The sequence below is a fragment of the Bradyrhizobium cedriense genome, assembly GCF_054602315.1.
In genome coordinates this window covers 142550-159624 of sequence record NZ_JBTSWB010000008.1, presented here as the reverse complement: position 1 = coordinate 159624, position 17075 = coordinate 142550, and the positions used below count along the sequence as shown (strand labels likewise).

At 64.8% G+C, this 17075-nt stretch carries 18 protein-coding genes; 10 read left to right on the top strand and 8 right to left on the bottom strand.

Features of this window, described 5'->3' with window-relative positions:
• The first annotated feature begins 34 nt into the window (after positions 1-34).
• Both ACYCVF_RS28625 and surE read left to right on the top strand, forming a co-directional pair.
• A complete protein-coding gene (locus ACYCVF_RS28625; protein WP_459595530.1) occupies positions 35-397 on the top strand; it encodes a hypothetical protein in 363 nt (120 codons plus the stop codon).
• A 106-nt stretch (positions 398-503) separates the two neighbouring features.
• The gene (gene surE, locus ACYCVF_RS28620) at positions 504-1271 is read left to right on the top strand and encodes a 5'/3'-nucleotidase SurE (RefSeq protein WP_459595531.1); all 768 of its coding nucleotides are present in this window, start codon (positions 504-506) and stop codon (positions 1269-1271) included.
• A 104-nt stretch (positions 1272-1375) separates the two neighbouring features.
• Here surE and ACYCVF_RS28615 read toward each other — a convergent pair whose 3' ends face one another.
• The gene (locus tag ACYCVF_RS28615; protein ID WP_197959430.1) at positions 1376-1747 is read right to left on the bottom strand and encodes a response regulator; all 372 of its coding nucleotides are present in this window, start codon (positions 1745-1747) and stop codon (positions 1376-1378) included.
• A 221-nt stretch (positions 1748-1968) separates the two neighbouring features.
• On the opposite strand from ACYCVF_RS28615, the gene ACYCVF_RS28610 reads away from it, so the two are divergent.
• Complete coding sequence (locus ACYCVF_RS28610) at positions 1969-2619, top strand: protein-L-isoaspartate(D-aspartate) O-methyltransferase (RefSeq protein WP_459595532.1); 651 nt, start codon at positions 1969-1971, stop codon at positions 2617-2619.
• Positions 2620-2728: 109 nt separating this feature from the next.
• On the top strand, positions 2729-4105 hold the full coding sequence (locus ACYCVF_RS28605) for a peptidoglycan DD-metalloendopeptidase family protein (protein ID WP_459595533.1): 1377 nt from the start codon (positions 2729-2731) through the stop codon (positions 4103-4105).
• A gap of 80 nt (positions 4106-4185) precedes the next feature.
• Here the strand turns inward: ACYCVF_RS28605 and ACYCVF_RS28600 are convergent, their stop codons facing one another.
• A complete protein-coding gene (locus tag ACYCVF_RS28600; protein WP_459595534.1) occupies positions 4186-5166 on the bottom strand; it encodes an ATP-binding protein in 981 nt (326 codons plus the stop codon).
• A 182-nt stretch (positions 5167-5348) separates the two neighbouring features.
• Here ACYCVF_RS28600 and yajC point away from each other — a divergent pair, with 182 nt between their 5' ends.
• The 6 genes from yajC to ACYCVF_RS28570 are packed head-to-tail and all read left to right on the top strand — an operon-like array spanning position 5349 to position 10993.
• On the top strand, positions 5349-5717 hold the full coding sequence (gene yajC, locus ACYCVF_RS28595) for a preprotein translocase subunit YajC (protein ID WP_061028201.1): 369 nt from the start codon (positions 5349-5351) through the stop codon (positions 5715-5717).
• Between the two features lie 50 nt (positions 5718-5767).
• Positions 5768-7372 (top strand): protein translocase subunit SecD, encoded by a 1605-nt coding sequence (gene secD, locus ACYCVF_RS28590; protein ID WP_459595535.1) that lies wholly within the window; start codon positions 5768-5770, stop codon positions 7370-7372.
• Positions 7373-7382: 10 nt separating this feature from the next.
• The gene (secF, locus tag ACYCVF_RS28585; RefSeq protein ID WP_459595536.1) at positions 7383-8402 is read left to right on the top strand and encodes a protein translocase subunit SecF; all 1020 of its coding nucleotides are present in this window, start codon (positions 7383-7385) and stop codon (positions 8400-8402) included.
• A gap of 60 nt (positions 8403-8462) precedes the next feature.
• Positions 8463-8846: an Mth938-like domain-containing protein gene (locus tag ACYCVF_RS28580; RefSeq protein WP_459595537.1), complete on the top strand. Its 384-nt coding sequence runs from the start codon at positions 8463-8465 to the stop codon at positions 8844-8846.
• Positions 8843-9706, top strand: coding sequence for a phytoene/squalene synthase family protein (locus tag ACYCVF_RS28575; RefSeq protein WP_459595538.1), 864 nt, complete (start codon positions 8843-8845; stop codon positions 9704-9706). The genes ACYCVF_RS28580 and ACYCVF_RS28575 overlap by 4 nt, the downstream gene beginning before the upstream one ends.
• Before the next feature lie 45 nt (positions 9707-9751).
• Positions 9752-10993, top strand: coding sequence for a threonine ammonia-lyase (locus ACYCVF_RS28570; protein ID WP_459595539.1), 1242 nt, complete (start codon positions 9752-9754; stop codon positions 10991-10993).
• A gap of 12 nt (positions 10994-11005) precedes the next feature.
• Here ACYCVF_RS28570 and ACYCVF_RS28565 read toward each other — a convergent pair whose 3' ends face one another.
• The 6 genes from ACYCVF_RS28565 to ACYCVF_RS28540 form a co-directional block, all read right to left on the bottom strand.
• Positions 11006-12184, bottom strand: coding sequence for an aminotransferase class V-fold PLP-dependent enzyme (locus ACYCVF_RS28565; RefSeq protein ID WP_459595540.1), 1179 nt, complete (start codon positions 12182-12184; stop codon positions 11006-11008).
• Positions 12185-12261: 77 nt separating this feature from the next.
• Positions 12262-12819 (bottom strand): CAP domain-containing protein, encoded by a 558-nt coding sequence (locus ACYCVF_RS28560; protein WP_459596444.1) that lies wholly within the window; start codon positions 12817-12819, stop codon positions 12262-12264.
• A gap of 95 nt (positions 12820-12914) precedes the next feature.
• Entirely contained in the window at positions 12915-14009 is a 1095-nt protein-coding gene (locus ACYCVF_RS28555) for an AMP-binding enzyme (RefSeq protein WP_459595541.1), read from the bottom strand.
• Between the two features lie 7 nt (positions 14010-14016).
• Positions 14017-15444, bottom strand: a complete 1428-nt coding sequence (gene trmFO / locus ACYCVF_RS28550) for a methylenetetrahydrofolate--tRNA-(uracil(54)-C(5))-methyltransferase (FADH(2)-oxidizing) TrmFO (RefSeq protein WP_459595542.1) — start codon at positions 15442-15444, stop codon at positions 14017-14019.
• 126 nt (positions 15445-15570) lie between these two features.
• Complete coding sequence (locus ACYCVF_RS28545) at positions 15571-15723, bottom strand: DUF1127 domain-containing protein (RefSeq protein ID WP_007590701.1); 153 nt, start codon at positions 15721-15723, stop codon at positions 15571-15573.
• Positions 15724-16206: 483 nt separating this feature from the next.
• Positions 16207-17031 (bottom strand): lytic murein transglycosylase, encoded by an 825-nt coding sequence (locus ACYCVF_RS28540; protein ID WP_459595543.1) that lies wholly within the window; start codon positions 17029-17031, stop codon positions 16207-16209.
• Between the last annotated feature and the right edge of the window lie 44 nt (positions 17032-17075).

The window sequence follows — 17075 nt, the reverse complement described above, 5'->3', positions numbered from 1 at the left end:
TCCTGCCGGCCCGTCAACGCGAACCCCACCTTTCATGGCCTTGCACCGCGACATCTTCTGGGTCGGCCGACAATGGGCGGTGACGGGGGCGGGCATCCAGGCCGTCGACCAGCGCCTGCGCGGCGTCTTGGACATCGAGATCGCGCGGCTCTGGGACGACGATCTCGTCCAGAGCCGGAGGGCCAAGCCGGGAGTCAATGCCGCCGACTTCGACAAGGCGCTGGCGGTGGCGCGCGAACGCTTTCCGCAGACGCCGAAGTCTGACCCGTTGGTCGCGCAGATGGAGGCGCTCGGCGTGATCGAGGCGCCCGTTGTGAGTCCGGTCGTACCGGTGATGAAACTGAGCGCGGAAGGTCGGCTCGCGCGCTTCCTGCCGCAATGGCGTATTCGCCGCTAACGGGACGAGCCCGGGAACCGGCCGCCGGCGCCCCGATCAGCCGGTTTGCCTGATCGGCTACAGCCGGATATGACAGATCAAACGGCTTTCGGAATCGACCTCGCGCATGCGCATTCTCTGCACCAATGACGACGGCATCCACGCTCCAGGCCTCAAGGTCGTGGAGGAGATCGCGCGCGCCTTGTCGGACGACGTCTGGGTCGTGGCGCCCGAGCTCGATCAGTCCGGGGTCTCGCATTCGCTGTCGCTGAACGATCCCTTGCGCCTGCGCGAGGTCGGCCCGCGGCACTTCGCCGTGCGCGGCACGCCGACGGACTGCGTCATCATGGGCGCGCGCCATATCCTCGGCGCCAAGCTGCCGGACGTCGTGCTCTCGGGTGTCAACAAGGGCCGCAACGTCGCCGAGGACGTGGTCTATTCCGGCACCATCGCCGGCGCGCTGGAGGGCACCATCCTCGGCCTGCCGTCGTTCGCGCTCTCGCAGGAGTTCAGCGTCGAGACCCGCGAGCGGCCGCCCTGGGACACCGCGCGCAAATTCGGGCCCGACATCCTGCGCAAGGTGATCGCCGCCGGCGTTCCCAAGGACACCGTCATCAACGTCAACTTCCCGTCCTGCGCGCCGGAGGATGTTCTGGGCGTCCGCGTCACGCGCCAGGGCAAGCGCAATCTGGGCTTCCTCAAGATCGACGAGCGCAGCGATGGCCGCGGCAATCCCTATTTCTGGATCGGCTTCGAACGCACCGCGATGCTCGACACGCCCGCCGACGGCACCGATCTGGCAGCGCTGCGCGAGCGCTACGTCTCGGTGACGCCGCTCAGGCTCGACCGCACCAATGAAGCATTTTCGGAAGAACTGAGCGCGACGCTGAAGTAATGCCTAAAGCGCGATGCGATTAGGATGGATCGTCATCGCGCTTTCGGTTGTTGTTTAAGCATGATCTTTTCGGAAAACCGCTGCGCACTTTTCCGGATCATGCTTTAGCCGCCGCGAAGCGCGGCTTCGATGGTCTTGCCGAGCGCGTCAAGCTGGAATGGCTTCTGCAGCGCCGGCCGGTCGCGGTACTGTTCAGGCAGGCCGGACGAACCGTAGCCGGTGGCGAAGATGAACGGACAGCCCTTCGCCATGATGACATCGGCCACCGGCGAGATGACTTTGCCGTTGACGTTGACGTCCAGAATGGCGAGGTCGAAGTCGGTGGATTGCGCAAGCCGCATGGCCTCGGTGATATCGCCCGCTTCCGCAGCAACCTTGTAGCCGAGCTCCTCCAGCATGTCCGCGACCATCATTCTGATCATGACCTCGTCCTCGACGAGGAAAACAGAGCGGCCCGAAAGCCCTGTCGCAGTCATAGGTGAGTCCTTGCCCATTCTCACGAACGTTCGCAGATAACGATCAGCGACGCAATGCGCGTTTCGGCGACGGCAAACCGCAAATGGCTTAGCGCGTTCGTTGCCCGATTGTGGTCAAATGCTGTGCCGGAAGGCTATCATGAGTTCCTGGGCCGGAACAAGATTCTCGTCTCGGGTTCTTGCGGTGCAGGATCCGCCAGACCAGATGAGCAACAGCAGCAATGACGCCCGATCAGCATCCGCCGGAAAAGATGATGTTTCAGCTGACGCTGAGGCGTCGGGGCATCAGCGATCAGGCCGTGCTGCGGACCATGGAAGAGGTCCCGCGCGAGCTTTTCGTCGACGAGGCCGATCGCGACGGCGCCTATCGTGACAGCGCGCTGCCGATCGCCTGCGGACAGACCATCAGCCAGCCCTTCGTCGTCGCCTACATGACCGAGCAGCTCCAGCTTCGGAAGCAGCACCGGGTGCTCGAAATCGGTACCGGCTCCGGCTATCAGGCGGCCGTGCTGTCGCGGCTCGCGGGTCACGTGCTGACCGTCGAGCGCTATCGCAAGCTCGCCGACACGGCACGCGCCCGGCTGGAAAAGCTCGATTGTCACAATGTCGAGGTGATGCTTGGCGACGGCCTCAATCTGCCCCCCAATATCGGTCCCTTCGACCGCATCATCGTCACCGCCGCGATGGAGCAGATTCCGGAGAACCTGATCGAGCGGCTGGAGCTCGGGGGTATCCTGATCGCCCCTGTCGGCCCGCATCAGGGCGTACAGACGCTGACCCGCTTGACCCGCACCGAAACGGGGATCGAGCGCAAGGAGCTCGTCGAGGTCCGCTTCGTGCCGGCGCTGCCCGGTGTGGCACGGGAACTGTAGAACCCCGGATCGGCTGTGCCGCCAACACCTTATTGGGAGGGTTAAGCCGTTATTTACTCGGCAGGTGTTTACTTAAAACACCAGTTCTGTTGCGTACGAGTGAGTAACCATGTCCGCTGTAGCCGAGTTGCTTTACTCGCGCCGCGTGCCGCAGGTCGCGGTGCTGGCGCTGATCTCCTTCAGCTTTGCAGGGTGCAGCGCCGACATGTCGTCGCGGCTCTCCCAGTCGAACTTCTCCAATCCCTTTGCCTCGGAATCTACGGGATCGGTGCAGCAGGCACATCCGCCGCAGCGTGAGCTGCCGCAATATTCGCGGCCGCAGACGCAGCCGGGCTATTATCAGTCACAGCCCTTGCCGCCGCCGGCCGTGTCCGCGCCTCAAACCTACCCCGTTGCGTCCGGTGGGGGTGTCTCCGGCGGAGGACGCGGCGTGAGCTCCTATGCGCCTCCGGCGCAGCCGCATCTCGAAACCACGGCCACAGTGCCGCCGCGCTCGGTCGCGGCCGCCCAGCCAGCCGGCGGGACCAAGATCATCGTCGGCACCAGCGATACACTCGATGTGCTCGCCAAGCGCTATCGCGTCACGCCGCAGGCGATCCTTGCCGCCAATGGCTACAAGGGCCCGCGCGCGCTCTCGCCCGGCCAGCAGCTGATCATCCCGCATCCAGCCACGGCCGTCGCGCAGGCGCCTGCCATGGCTCCCGTTGCGGCAGCGCCCGCTGCCAAGCCGGTTGCGGCCATGGCTGCGCCCTCGAGCACCCATTTCGTCAATCGCGGCGACACGCTCGCCAGCATTGCCCGCAAGAACCAGATATCGTCGGCTGAACTCGCCCGGGCCAACGGCCTCGATCCGTCTGCAAAACTCAAGCTCGGCACCAAGCTGACCGTGCCCGGTGCCAAGACCGCTGCCGTTGCGGCGCCGGCGGCTCCGGTTGGCGCAGCGCCGGTGGTGGGGACGCTCCAGCCAGTCGCGGCCGCGCCTGCGCCCGCCACCAAGATGGCCTCCGTCGCGCCGGTGCAGAGCGCTCGCCTGGCTCAGGCGACGGCCAATGTCGAAGAGAAGCCTGCCGACACGCCGGCAAAGGCTGCGGAGGCCACCGGCGCGCTGCCGACCTTCCGCTGGCCCGTCCGCGGCAAGGTGGTCACGAGCTACGGCGCCAAGACCAACGGCAAGTCCAACGACGGCATCAATCTGGCGGTGCCAGAGGGAACGCCGGTCAAGGCGGCCGAAGACGGCGTCGTCGCCTATTCCGGCAACGAGCTGAAAGGTTATGGCAATCTAGTCCTGGTTCGGCACTCCAACGGCTACGTCACCGCATATGCCCATGCGAGTGAGCTGTTGGTGAAGCGCGGCGAGACCATCAAGCGCGGTCAGGTCATTGCCAAGTCGGGTCAATCCGGTGAGGTGGCGTCGCCGCAGCTCCACTTCGAGATCCGCAAGGGATCGAGCCCGGTTGACCCGCTTCAATTCCTAAACGGGGCGTGAGGCGCTGCTAGGTTGTCACCCCCATAAGACAGAAGATCGCCCGCGAAAGCGGGCGATCTCGTTTTGAGCTGGCACTCCCGCTACGTCGCCGTCAGCTTCACGCCCAGCCGTCCCGCCAGCTCCTGCACGAACTGCCAGGCGACGCGGCCCGAGCGCGAGCCGCGCGTGGTCGACCATTCCAGCGCCTCGCGCTCCAGCGCCTCATCGTCGAGCTTGATGCCGAAATGGCTGCAATAGCCGCGCACCATGGCGAGATATTCGTCCTGGCTGCAGCGGTGAAAGCCGAGCCAGAGGCCGAAGCGATCCGACAGCGACACCTTCTCCTCGACCGCTTCGCCCGGATTGATCGCGGTCGAGCGCTCGTTCTCGATCATCTCGCGCGCCAGCAGGTGGCGGCGGTTGGAGGTGGCGTAGAGGATGACGTTGTCGGGCCGGCCCTCGATGCCGCCTTCGAGCACCGCCTTGAGCGACTTGTAGGAGGCATCGTTGCCGTCGAACGAGAGGTCGTCGCAGAACACGATGAAGCGGAAGGCGGAGGCGCGAAGTTGCTCCATCAGGGCGGGCAGGCTCTCGATGTCCTCGCGGTGGATCTCGATCAGCTTCAGCTTGTCGGCCGGTTTGCGGTCAGCGTTGATGCTGGCATGCGCTGCCTTCACCAGCGACGACTTGCCCATGCCGCGCGCGCCCCAGAGCAGGGCATTGTTGGCGGGCAGGCCATTGGCGAAGCGCTCGGTGTTCTCCATCAGGATGTCGCGCATCCGGTCGACGCCCTTGAGCAGAAACAGCTCGACGCGGCTGACCCGGGGCACGGCCGCAAGGCGCCCATCGGGATGCCAGACATAGGCGTCCGCGCGCTCGAACGACTCGGGTTCGGGGGCCAGCTTACCCTGGGCGGAGAGGTGGGCCGCGATCGTCTCCAGCGCGCGGACGATGCGCTCCTGCGAGAGGTCTGGCGCTGCCGCGGCGATCGCCGTGGGGCGTTTTGCCGCGAGGCGGGTGGGCTTGCGGGCAGGGGTGCGGGGGCCTTTGCCGGCCGGGCTTTTGCTTGGTTTTTTGGGCATGTCCGAAGTTCCTGAGAACGCAGCCTTATCGGGCCTCACGGCCCGCCGCAAGGTGGGCCAAAAGGGCGGCCTGGCAGCGTTGCAATTGGGACAATGGCCGCTATAGTCCGCGCGAATTTGACCGAACCGGTCGCCCTTGAGGGCCTGACCGGCTTTCCCCCGTTCTCACGAGGATCGTCCGAATGCTGATTTCCCCTGCGTATGCCCAGGCCGCGGGCGCCGGCGACACCAACAGCATGTTGATGTCGCTGCTGCCGTTCGCCCTGATCTTCGTGATCATGTACTTCCTGATTCTGCGTCCGCAGCAGAAGAAGGTCCGCGACCACGCCGAACTCGTGAAGAACATCCGCCGCGGCGACACCGTCGTGACCTCGGGCGGCCTCGTCGGCAAGGTGACCAAGGTCGTCGACGACGACCAGATCGAGTTCGAGATATCCGACGGCGTGCGCGTGCGGCAAATGCGCCAGATGATTTCCGGCGTGCGCGCCAAGGGCGAACCGGCCAAGGAAAGCGCAAAAGAGAGCGCCAAGGACGACACCGCAGCGAAGTGAGTGCTTCTGCGCGAGTCTCTTCAAGTCTCCTGATCTGACAGGTCCGTTCGATGTTGTATTTCACGCGGTGGAGGGCGCTGGGGATTATCCTGACGGCGCTGATTATTTGCCTCTGCGCGGTCCCCAATTTCTTCCCCGAGGCGCAGGTGAAGACCTGGCCCGCGTGGGCGCAGCGCAGGCTCGTGCTCGGCCTCGACCTCCAGGGCGGCTCCTATCTGCTGCTCGAGGTCGATTCCGCCTACGTGAAGAAGGAGAGGCTCGAGCAGGTCCGCGACGACGTTCGCCGGACGCTACGCGACGCCAAGATCGGCTTTACCGGCGGCGTGACCGTACGCAACGACGCGGTCGAGGTTCGCATCACCAAGGAATCGGACGCGCAGGCCGCACTTGCCAAGCTGCGGGAGCTGTCCCAGCCGCTGGGCGGCCTCATGGGATCCAGCGGTCAGCGCGACCTCGAGGTGTCCGATGCCGGTGGCGGCGTGATCCGGCTGAGCGTCCCGCAGGCCGCGACACTGGATCGTCTGCGAAAGACCATCGAGCAGTCGATCCAGATCGTCGAGCGCCGCGTCAACGAGCTCGGCACCGTCGAGCCGGTGATCCAGCGCCAGGGCAACGACCGCATCCTGGTGCAGGTGCCCGGTCTTCAAGACCCGACCCGTCTGAAGGAGTTGCTGGGCAGAACCGCGAAGATGGAATTCCGAATGGTCGACACCTCCGTGCCGCCGGATCAGGCGCAGCAGGGCAGGGTGCCGGCGGACTCCGAGCTCTTGATGAGCGCCTCGCCGCCGCCGACACCCTACGTGGTCAAGAAGCAGGTGCTGGTCGCCGGTGGCGATCTGACCGACGCCCAGGCGAGCTTCGACCAGCGCACGGGTGAGCCGGTGGTCAGCTTCAAGTTCAATACGTCGGGCGCGCGAAAGTTCGCGCAGGCCACACAGGAGAACGTCGGGCTGCCCTTCGCGATCGTGCTCGACAACAAGGTGATCTCGGCGCCTGTCATTCGCGAGCCGATCACCGGTGGCCAGGGCCAGATCTCCGGCAATTTCACCGTGCAATCGGCCAACGACCTCGCCATCCTCCTGCGTGCCGGCGCGCTGCCGGCGCCGCTGACGGTGGTCGAGGAGCGCACCGTCGGTCCGGGCCTGGGCCAGGATTCGATCGAGAAGGGCGAGCTTGCGGCTTATGTCGGCTCGATCCTCGTCATCGTGTTTATGCTCGTGACTTACCGGCTCTTCGGCGTGTTCGCCAACATCGCGGTGGCCATCAACGTCGCCATGATCTTCGGCCTTCTGTCGCTCCTCAATGCCACGCTGACGCTGCCCGGCATCGCTGGCATCGTGCTCACCGTCGGTATCGCGGTCGATTCCAACGTGCTGATCTACGAGCGCATCCGCGAGGAATTGCGTGGCGGCCGCAACGCGATCTCGGCGATCGACGCCGGCTTCAAGCGGGCGCTCGCGACCATCCTCGATTCCAACATCACCACCTTCATTGCTGCCGCGGTGCTGTTCTACATCGGCACCGGCCCGGTGCGCGGCTTTGCCGTGACGCTCGGCATCGGCATCATCACCACGGTGTTCACCGCCTTCACCCTGACCCGGCTGATCGTCGCCTGGTGGGTGCGGTGGAAGCGGCCGCAGAGCGTGCCGATCTAGGAGCCTGATCGTGACTCACACCGTTCTCATCGGGCTCGGCGTCCTCATTGCCATTCTCACCGTGGTCTCCGTGTTCGGCTGGCTGCCGTCGCTGCGCATCGTCCCTGACGATACACATTTCGACTTCACGCGCTTCCGTCGGATCAGCTTCCCAATCTCGGCCGCGCTCTCGATCCTCGCAATCGTGCTGTTCTTCACCCATGGCCTGAACTTCGGCATCGACTTCCGCGGCGGCACGCTGCTTGAGGTGAAGGCAAAGTCGGGCGCCGCTGACATCGCTGCGATGCGCACGACGCTCGATTCCCTGCGTCTCGGCGAAGTGCAGCTGCAGCAGTTCGGCGGACCCGAGAACGTCCTGATCCGGGTCGCGGAGCAGCCGGGCGGCGACGCCGCGCAGCAGGAGGCCGTGCAGAAGGTCCGCACCGCGCTTGGCGATTCCGTGGAATATCGCCGCGTCGAGGTGGTCGGCCCGCGCGTCTCCGGCGAACTGCTGGCCTTCGGCATGCTCGGCCTGATGCTCGCGATCCTCGGCATCCTGATCTATCTCTGGTTCCGGTTCGAATGGCAGTTCGCGCTCGGTGCCATGATCGCCAACGTTCACGACATCGTGCTGACGATCGGCTTCATGTCGATCAGCCAGGTCGATTTCGACCTCACCAGCATCGCCGCACTGCTGACGATTTTGGGCTATTCGCTCAACGACACCGTCGTCATCTACGACCGCATCCGCGAGATGCTGCGCCGCTACAAGAAGATGCCGATGCCGCAGTTGCTCAACGAATCCATCAACTCGACGCTGTCGCGCTCGATCATCACCCACGTCACCGTGACGCTGGCGCTGCTGGCACTGCTCCTGTTCGGCGGCCATGCCATCCACAGCTTCACCGCGGTCATGATGTTCGGCGTGGTGCTGGTCGGCACCTACACCTCGATCTTCATCGCGGCCCCGATCCTGATCTACCTCGGCGTCGGCGAGCATCGTGAAGATGCACCCGATACGGATGCGCCGGCGAAGAAAAACAAGGCATGATCCGAACCGCGTACCCTCGCGCGCGTTTGCGGGGGTAGTCAGCCCAGTCGGACGAAGCTCATGGTCGGCGATCCCAACGCTCCGCATTTCCCGCGCTCGGCGCCGATCGATGCCTATGGCAAGGGCGGCTTCGCCTTCGCCGGTATGTCGCATCGGGGCTCGCTGCTCTGCCTGCCAGACGCGATCTGGGCCTGGGACGTGATGGACCCCCAGAAGATCGACCGCTATTCGCTGGATCGGATCTTCACGGCCGCCAACAGCATCGACACGCTCCTGGTCGGCACCGGAACCGGGCTGTGGCTGCCGCCGCCGGAACTGCGTCAGGCGCTCAAGGCGGTGAGGGTGGTGCTGGACACGATGCAGACCGGGCCCGCCGTGCGGACCTACAACATCATGATCGGCGAGCGGCGGCGGGTCGCCGCCGCGCTGATCGCCGTGCCATGAGCAACGCTGCGTCGATATCCGACTCGGTTGCCTTCTGCGCCGATCTCGTGCGCAGCCATGACTTTCCGCGCTACGCCGCGACACTGTTCGTGCCAGACAACGAGCGTCGTGCGTTGCTGGCGCTGTATGCGTTCAACGTCGAGATCGTCCGCATCCGCGACCAGGTGAGCCAGCCCTTGCCCGGCGAGATCCGCCTGCAATGGTGGACCGACATGCTGTCGGGCCATGTCCATGGCAGCGCCGAGGGCAATCCCGTGGCAGCCGAACTGCTTCGCGCGATCCGCGATTTCAACCTGCCGGTCGAGCCGCTGTCTCTGCTTGCGGACGAGCACCAGTTCGATCTCTACAACGATCCGATGCCGACCATGGCGGCGCTGGAAGGCTACCTGGCCGCGACCTCATCGGCTTTGTTCGAGCTGGCGGCGCAGGTTTTGGGACCGCCGTCCGAGGCGGTCGTGCATCTCGCCCGCCATGCCGGGCTGGCGCAGGGCATCGTTCAGGTGATCGCCAATCTGCCGCGCGATGCCGCGCATCGGCAGTTGTTCCTGCCGCAGCAGGTGATGGAGAGGCACAATTGCAGCATGGAAGATGTGTTCGCCGGCAAGGAGACACCCAATCTCCGTGCTGTGCTGGAGCAGCTTGCGGGTGAAGCCCGGCAGCATCTGGCGACGGCTTCCTCGCTGCTGGCGCAGGTGCCGCCCTCCGTGCGGCTGGCGTTTCTTCCGCTGCGTCAGGCGCAGGCCGATCTCAAGCGCCTGTCGCGTCCGGGACGCAACCCGTTCACGCTGCAGCCGTCGTCGCGCCTGCGCACGCTGTGGACGCTGTGGCGCGCCTCACGCTCACGCGAATTTACCAAATAGCGGTTGGCGTATCGCCTGAGCCGGCCAATTGCTCTATGCTGTCCTATGGCTGACTTGTCCCAGAGCACGTCCGATCTCAGCGGCTTTCCGGTCGCACCAAGCGACATTCTTGCCGCCGCCGAGACCATCCGCGGTGCGGTCGTCGAGACGCCGTGCAGCCACAGCCGCACGCTGAGCAGCATTTGCGGCTGCGAGCTCTGGCTCAAATTCGAGAACCTCCAGTTCACCTCCTCCTTCAAGGAGCGCGGCGCGCTCAATCGGCTCACGGCGCTGACGCCGGAGGAGCGAGCGCGCGGCGTGATCGCGATGTCTGCAGGCAACCACGCGCAAGGCGTCGCCTATCACGCCAAGCGACTCGGCATTCCCGCCACCATCGTGATGCCGATCGGCACGCCGATGGTGAAGATCGAGAACACCAGGCATCACGGAGCCGAGGTGGTGGTCACGGGCGCGACTCTGGAAGAGGCGGCCGCCTTTGCGCGCAGCCATGGTGAAGCGCATGGCATGATCTTCGTCCACCCTTACGACGATCCGCTGGTGATCGCGGGGCAGGGCACGGTCGGGCTGGAAATGCTCAAGGCCGTACCGGAGCTCGACACGCTGGTCGTTCCGATCGGCGGCGGCGGGCTGATCAGCGGCATCGCCATTGCCGCGAAGTCGATCAAGCCATCGCTGCGGATATTGGGTGTCGAAGCCTGGCTCTATCCCTCGATGTACAACGCCATCCACGACGGCAATCTGCCGGCGCGCGGCGATACGCTCGCCGAAGGCATCGCGGTGAAATCGCCGGGGAAGATCACCACCGAAATCGTCCGTCGTCTCGTCGACGACATCGCGCTGGTCAACGAAGCCGAGCTCGAGCGTGCGGTTGCAACCCTGATCTCGATCGAGAAGACGGTGGTCGAGGGCGCCGGCGCCGCCGGCCTTGCCGCGCTGATGTCCGATCCGTCCCGCTTCGCCGGTCAGAAAGTCGGCCTCGTGCTCAGCGGCGGCAACATCGACACGCGGCTGATCGCCTCGGTCCTGACGCGCGAGCTGGCACGAGAGGGGCGGCTGACGCAGTTGTCGCTCGATATTCCTGATCGCCCCGGGCAGCTGGCCGCCGTGGCCGCGCTGCTGGCCGAAGCCGGCGCCAACATCATCGAGGTCTCGCATCAACGGACCTTCTCCGACCTGCCGGCCAAGGCGACACTGCTGCAGCTCGTCATCGAGACCCGCGACAGCGCGCATCTCGACGAGGTCATGGCAAGGCTCAGCGCGTCCGGATTGAGCGCGCGTTGCACGTAAAGACATGTGACGCTATCGCGGCGCCAAACCCGCGAGGTGATTGATCAGCCGATCGATCTCGGCTTCCGTGTTGTAATAATGCGGAGAGGCGCGAACGACCGGCGGAAGCGAGCGAAGTTCCGCATCAATGCGGGTGCTTGCAGGATCTGAAGCACCGATCGTGATGCCCGCCGTAGCGGCACTGCTGACGATGGCGTCGGCCTCATACCCCTCAATCGTGAAGCTGACGATGGCGCCCGGCGCGCGGCCGAGGTCGCGGATTTTGATGCTGCCAATGGCGGAGAGGCCGGCGCGAAGACGGTCTGCAAGCAGACGGCAGCGCTGTTCGATAGGACCAATCCCGATATCGAGGGCATAGTCGATTGCTGCTCCCAGCCCCAGCCGGGCGGCGTAATTGTTCTCCCAGGTCTCGAAACGGCGTGCATCGTCGCGAAGCCGATATTCATCCCGCGAGACCCAGGGCGCGGCAAAATGGTCGATCATTGGCGGCTCCATTTGTTGCAGCATCGACCGGCGGACGTAGAGAAAGCCGGTGCCCCGCGGGCCGCGCAGGAATTTGCGTCCCGTGGCCGACAGCATGTCACAGCCAATCGCTTCGACGTCGACCTCCATTTGGCCGACCGCCTGGCAGGCGTCGAGCAGATAGGGAATGCCCCGCACTCGCGCGATCTTGCCGATTGCCGCCGCGGGATTGACCAATCCGCCATTGGTCGGAACCCAGGTGACCGCGATGAGCCTCACGCGGTCATTGATCATGCGTTCGAGCGCCTGCACGTCGAGCTCGCCGCTGGCATCGCTCGGTACGACATCGATCGTCGCGCCGGTTCGCTTCACGACCTGAAGAAAGGCAACATAGTTGGCAGCGTATTCCGCCTCAGCTGTCAGGATGCGGTCGCCCTTGCCGAACGAAAGCGCGTAGAACGCCATTTGCCAGGCGACCGTCGCATTCTCGACCAGGGCGATCTCGTCACGCGCGGCATTGAGCAAGCGCGCCACCGAGCCATACACCGCGTCGAGCCGATCGGACTCGCGGTCCGCGGCGGCATAGCCGCCGATTTCGCCTTCCAGGTCGATGTGCTGCTTCATCGCCGCGACAACGGGCGCCGGCATCAGAGCCGCGCCAGCGTTATGCAGGTACGCGAGCCGCGCGGTGGCCGGCGTCTCGGCACGTATCCGGTCGATGTCGATCACTGACGCCTCCGCTTCTCGCGATCCTCGTGTATGAATTAGACGCGCCGAAGACTGCGAGCAAGACCGCCGGTCTCGTCTCAGATGCAGAGGCTGAGCAGCTTGATGGTGCAGGTGCTGGATTTGGGCTTGGTTGCGGGCGCCGCCTCGCGCTTCACGGCAACCAGCGGTTCCTTGTCCTTTTTGCCCTTACCCTTGCCCTTCGGCTCGTAGTCCCCGGCGATCACCATGGCCCAATAGGTGCGCTTGCCGCTGCCATTCTTGGCGCTCGCGATGCCGACGCGGGAGGCGTTGTGCAGCAACAAGTTCTTGCGGTGCCCGGACGAGTCGATCCACTGTCCGAGCGTCTTTTCGAAATTGTCGTAGCCATAAGCGATGTTCTCTGCGGCGCGGCCCGCACCGGCCGGCGCGACACGGCGGTTGAAGGGGCCGAGCGCGTCGTGACTGAGGTCGTCCTTCGCCGCCATCGCACGGGCCTGATCCATGGCGATGCGATCGAGCGTGGCATCGCGTACGACGCGGGCCTCACCATGCTTGAGACGGAAACTCGAGATCAGCTCGGACGGGGAGTCAGCCATTGCGGGCGCGCTTGCGAGCAGCAGAAGGCCGGTGATCATTCCGCCCACCACACGATGCATCATCGTTCCCCCAATTCCCATGAGCTCGCCAAGCCTGCCTTTGTTCGACCGCTTCTCCATCGCCAATGTGGACGCTTCAAGGCGCAGACCCCGCGCTAGCTCGTCGGAAGGTTTGCCTCGAAATTGAAGCGGTCGCGCAAGTTCTTGCGTTGCTCCAGGATGTCCTTGAGGAAGGCGCGGTCCTGGTCGTTCTTCATCATCGGCTCGATCAGGTCGAGCTGGTTCATGGCGACCAACTGCAGGATCTCGGTGCGCGGCTTGCCGCTGGTGTCTCTTGGCAGGGCGTGCACGACCTGAATGTGCTCGGGCGGTTTCGGTCCCTTGGCGGCGGCAAGCTCGCTACGGAGCTGGCCTTCGAGCGCGCCTTGATCGGCTTCGACGAAGGCGTAGAGCCCGACGCCGGAGCGGCGGTCGGCAAAGGCGACGATGGCGGCGTCGCGCACGGCGGGATTCCGGCGGATCAGCTCGGCCAGCACCGGCGCGTCATTGACGAGCCGGCGGCCGCCACCCTCGCGATCGGTGAAGTTGAACAGCCCGCGGGTGATGGCGCGATAGACCTTTTTGCCGGTGGCGAGCCAGAGGCTCGCGGCGAACGATTTCTTTGCCAGGATCTTTCGCTCCCGCGGCGTCAGCGCCTCAGGCGCGTAGGAGCGCTTGTGCTTGAGCAGATGCCGCAGGTCCTCGTAGGCGAGAATGCGATAGAGGCGGCCGCGCCGAGTAAAGCAAGCCGCAAGCTGGAAGTCGGTCACATAGGCTCGGCCGTCGCGGCCGACCAGCCAATTCTGCTCCTTGGCGAGATCGTTGTGGCAGATACCGGCGCGGCGCAGCCGGCGCAGCACGGCTTTCGCCGAGCGGAAATAGGCGAGATCGCCATGTGGCTTGGCAAGATGCAGCGCGACGCCGTCGACGAATCCGCGCACCAGAGCGCGGCGTCCGGCCCACAGCAGCTCGGGACCGGCGTCGAGGCCTTTGGCGCGTACGAGCGCGTGCTTCTCGCGGGCGAACAGATGGCGTGCCAGCAGGAACGACCACCATGGCACCTCGTCGAGCCGGCGCAGCACCGCGTCGATCTCACCGCTCCCGCTGCGGAAGCGGCCTCGCTCGACGGTCGAGAACACGTCGCGCTTGAGCAGCACGCCTTCGTGCCAGCGCGCCGACAGCTCTGCGGCGTCGTCTTTAGGAAGGTTCATGGACAACTCACGCTGCCGCAGCGATGCGCAGGTGATCGGCGATCCAGCGATCGAGATCGGCGAGCGCCCGTGCGCTCAGCGCCTGCTTCTTGGCCACCGTCTTCTCGTTGCCGCGCAACCGCGTGCCGTCGGGCTTCTTCGTCGGCACCGTCGCGAGCGGCGGGAACAGGCCGAAATTGACGTTCATCGGCTGGAACGAGCGCGCACCCGGCTCGATGGTCTCGATATGGCCGCCGGTGATGTGGCCGAGCAGCGATCCGAGCGCGGTCGTGCCGGGCGGGCCGACAAGCGTCTCGCCGCGCGCGTCCGCTGCGGCATAGAGGCCGGCGATCAGGCCGACGCTGGCGGATTCGACATAGCCCTCGCAGCCCGTCATCTGGCCGGCGAAGCGCAGCCGCGGCTGTGCGCGCAGCCGCAGTTGGCCGTCGAGCAGCTTTGGCGAGTTGAGGAAGGTGTTGCGATGCAGGCCCCCGAGGCGGGCGAACTCGGCCTTCTCCAGACCGGGAATGGTGCGGAAGATGCGCTGCTGCTCGCCGTACTTCAATTTCGTCTGGAAACCGACGATGTTGTAGAGCGTGCCGAGCTTGTTGTCCTGGCGCAGCTGCACGATCGCATAAGCCTTCGTGGCGGGATCGTGCGGATTGGTGAGGCCGACCGGCTTCATGGGACCATGGCGCAGCGTCTCGGGCCCGCGCTCCGCCATCACCTCGATCGGCAGGCAGCCGTCGAAATAGGGCGTGTTGGTCTCCCACTCCTTGAACTCTGTCTTCTCTCCGGCGATCAGCGCGGCGACGAAGCTGTCATACTGCTCCTTGGTCATGGGGCAGTTGATGTAGTCCGCGCCGTTGCCGCCGGGGCCGACCTTGTCGTAGCGCGACTGGAACCAGGCCACCGACATGTCGATGGATTCGCGGTGCACGATCGGAGCGATCGCGTCGAAGAAGGCGAGTGCGCTCTCGTCCGTCAGTTCGCGGATGGCATCGGCAAGCGAGGCCGAGGTGAGGGGGCCGGTGGCGACGATGACGTTGCTCCAGTCGGCCGGCGGCAGGCCGGCGACCTCGCCACGCGCGATCTCGATCAAGGGATGATCGTTCAGCGCCTTGGTGACGGCCGCCGAGAAGCCGTCACGATCGACCGCCAGCGCGCCACCGGCGGGCACCTGGTTGGCATCGGCCGCGCGCATGATCAGTGAATCGAGCCGACGCATCTCTGCATGCAAGAGTCCGACGGCGTTGTTGGCAGCGTCGTCCGAGCGGAATGAATTGGAGCAGACGAGCTCGGCGAGCCCGTCGGTGCGGTGCGCCTCGGTCATGCGGGTCGGCCGCATCTCGTGCAGCACCACGGGCATGCCGGCCTTGGCCACCTGCCAAGCGGCTTCGGAACCGGCGAGGCCGGCACCGATCACGTGCACGATGTTGGATTGGGGTCCTGTCATGGGGCGGACAGGTAGCGCTTTTCGGCGGAGAGTGGAATCGCCGAGATCGAGTTTTCTGCCTCCAGATACGACAACGCCCGCACGAGGCGGGCGCTATCGGGTCGTCCGGTTAGGGGGCTGAACGTATCAGCCCTGATACTGACCGGCGGCAACGCGCGGGATGTCCGAGCGATCGAGGCCGATATCGGCCAACTCGCGATCGCTGAGTTGGGACAGCTCGGCAACATTGCGCTGATAGTCCCGGAAAGCCTGGATCATGCGGATGAGCGAGAGCAGCATTGGTAGTCTCCTGTAGTTCGATTCAGCCCTTGCCCGGGCCTCATCGTTGAAGTGAATATAGATGGGCGTAGTGCAGTGCGAAAGTTCCTATGTTGCGATGCAGCTAAGCGCAGGGTGCATAGCCAAGGTAAGACACGCTTAACCCTTTGGCAGTTTGCCTCGAACTGCCGGCAGAAGCGGCAATTTCTGGAGCGAAAGTCCCGTGAAATCACGGAGTTAATTGCGCCATGGGCGATGCGATGCTTGCCGAAATATGGTGCTTACGGGCACTCTCGTCGCCGACCAATCAGCATCTAGACTCAAAAATTGCCTGCGTGATTCGCATGGAAGTGGGGCCATAGAAATGAATTAAGATTCAGTATGTGCCGTGGGAGAGGACTGATTCCAAACCAGTAATGGGCTTTGAGCCAAGCTGGCGATGCGCCCAAAGTCAGTGCCGGAAGACACTGGTCGCCGGCTGTGGACCTGCATTAGCCCCCGGGTTTAGGGGGCGCGAGCGAGCTGGGTAGCGAAGTGGGCGATGGTCTTGGAATAGACCTCGCTCTTGTTCCACTGCTGGAGCACAGCGAAGTTCGGACTGCCGGGCTGCCAATCCTTGCCGCGCTGCCAGCCATAGCCGGCGAGATAATTCGCGGTGGAGGCGAGCACGTCGGGCGCGCTGTGCAGAAGATCCCGCTTGCCATTGCCATCGAAATCGACGGCATACTTTATCCAGGACGATGGCATGAACTGGGTCTGGCCGAGCTCGCCGGCCCAGGCGCCCTTCATGTCGCCGGGCGCGAGATCGCCGCGCTGGACGATGCGCAGCGCATCCATCAGCTCGGCGCGAAACTGCTCGGAGCGACGGCAATCGTAAGCAAGCGTTGCCAGCGAGCGGATCGTTGCGAACTTTCCGGTGTTGACGCCGTAATCGGTCTCCAGACCCCAGATCGCAACCAGCACCTCGCCAGGCACGCCATAGGCCTGCTCGATGCGCGAGAGCACGGAGCCGTACTGCTTCATCATGTTGGAGCCGCGCGTCATGCGCGGCGGCACCATGCGACCGGAAAACTCCTCGAAGCTCTGGCTGAAGACCTTTTGCGAGCGGTCGCGGTTGAGCACGTTCTGATCGAGCGTCACGCCGGCAAGTCCGGCGGTGATGGCCTGTTGCGAGATGCCTTTCGCCGCAGCGTCGGTTTTCAAATCCGCAAGCCAGGCGTCGAAATTGCCCGAGCCGCAGGCAACCGCGGCGAGCGCCGGCTGGGCTAAAAGAATGGAAGCGGAGAGAGCGAAGGCTGCGAGAGCGAGACGAGAAATCGTCGGGGTCATCAGATGAAATGGAATCCGTGAAGCGACCTTATCGGCGGGCATAA

Coding starts and splice junctions, on each gene's coding strand:
- ACYCVF_RS28625 (WP_459595530.1), top strand. CDS start 35: ATGGCCTTGCACCGCGACATCTTCTGGGTCGGCCGACAATGGGCGGTG.
- surE (WP_459595531.1), top strand. CDS start 504: ATGCGCATTCTCTGCACCAATGACGACGGCATCCACGCTCCAGGCCTC.
- ACYCVF_RS28615 (WP_197959430.1), bottom strand. CDS start 1,747: ATGACTGCGACAGGGCTTTCGGGCCGCTCTGTTTTCCTCGTCGAGGAC.
- ACYCVF_RS28610 (WP_459595532.1), top strand. CDS start 1,969: ATGACGCCCGATCAGCATCCGCCGGAAAAGATGATGTTTCAGCTGACG.
- ACYCVF_RS28605 (WP_459595533.1), top strand. CDS start 2,729: ATGTCCGCTGTAGCCGAGTTGCTTTACTCGCGCCGCGTGCCGCAGGTC.
- ACYCVF_RS28600 (WP_459595534.1), bottom strand. CDS start 5,166: ATGCCCAAAAAACCAAGCAAAAGCCCGGCCGGCAAAGGCCCCCGCACC.
- yajC (WP_061028201.1), top strand. CDS start 5,349: ATGCTGATTTCCCCTGCGTATGCCCAGGCCGCGGGCGCCGGCGACACC.
- secD (WP_459595535.1), top strand. CDS start 5,768: ATGTTGTATTTCACGCGGTGGAGGGCGCTGGGGATTATCCTGACGGCG.
- ACYCVF_RS28580 (WP_459595537.1), top strand. CDS start 8,463: ATGGTCGGCGATCCCAACGCTCCGCATTTCCCGCGCTCGGCGCCGATC.
- ACYCVF_RS28575 (WP_459595538.1), top strand. CDS start 8,843: ATGAGCAACGCTGCGTCGATATCCGACTCGGTTGCCTTCTGCGCCGAT.
- ACYCVF_RS28570 (WP_459595539.1), top strand. CDS start 9,752: ATGGCTGACTTGTCCCAGAGCACGTCCGATCTCAGCGGCTTTCCGGTC.
- ACYCVF_RS28560 (WP_459596444.1), bottom strand. CDS start 12,819: ATGCATCGTGTGGTGGGCGGAATGATCACCGGCCTTCTGCTGCTCGCA.
- ACYCVF_RS28555 (WP_459595541.1), bottom strand. CDS start 14,009: ATGAACCTTCCTAAAGACGACGCCGCAGAGCTGTCGGCGCGCTGGCAC.
- trmFO (WP_459595542.1), bottom strand. CDS start 15,444: ATGACAGGACCCCAATCCAACATCGTGCACGTGATCGGTGCCGGCCTC.
- ACYCVF_RS28545 (WP_007590701.1), bottom strand. CDS start 15,723: ATGCTGCTCTCGCTCATCCGCATGATCCAGGCTTTCCGGGACTATCAG.
- ACYCVF_RS28540 (WP_459595543.1), bottom strand. CDS start 17,031: ATGACCCCGACGATTTCTCGTCTCGCTCTCGCAGCCTTCGCTCTCTCC.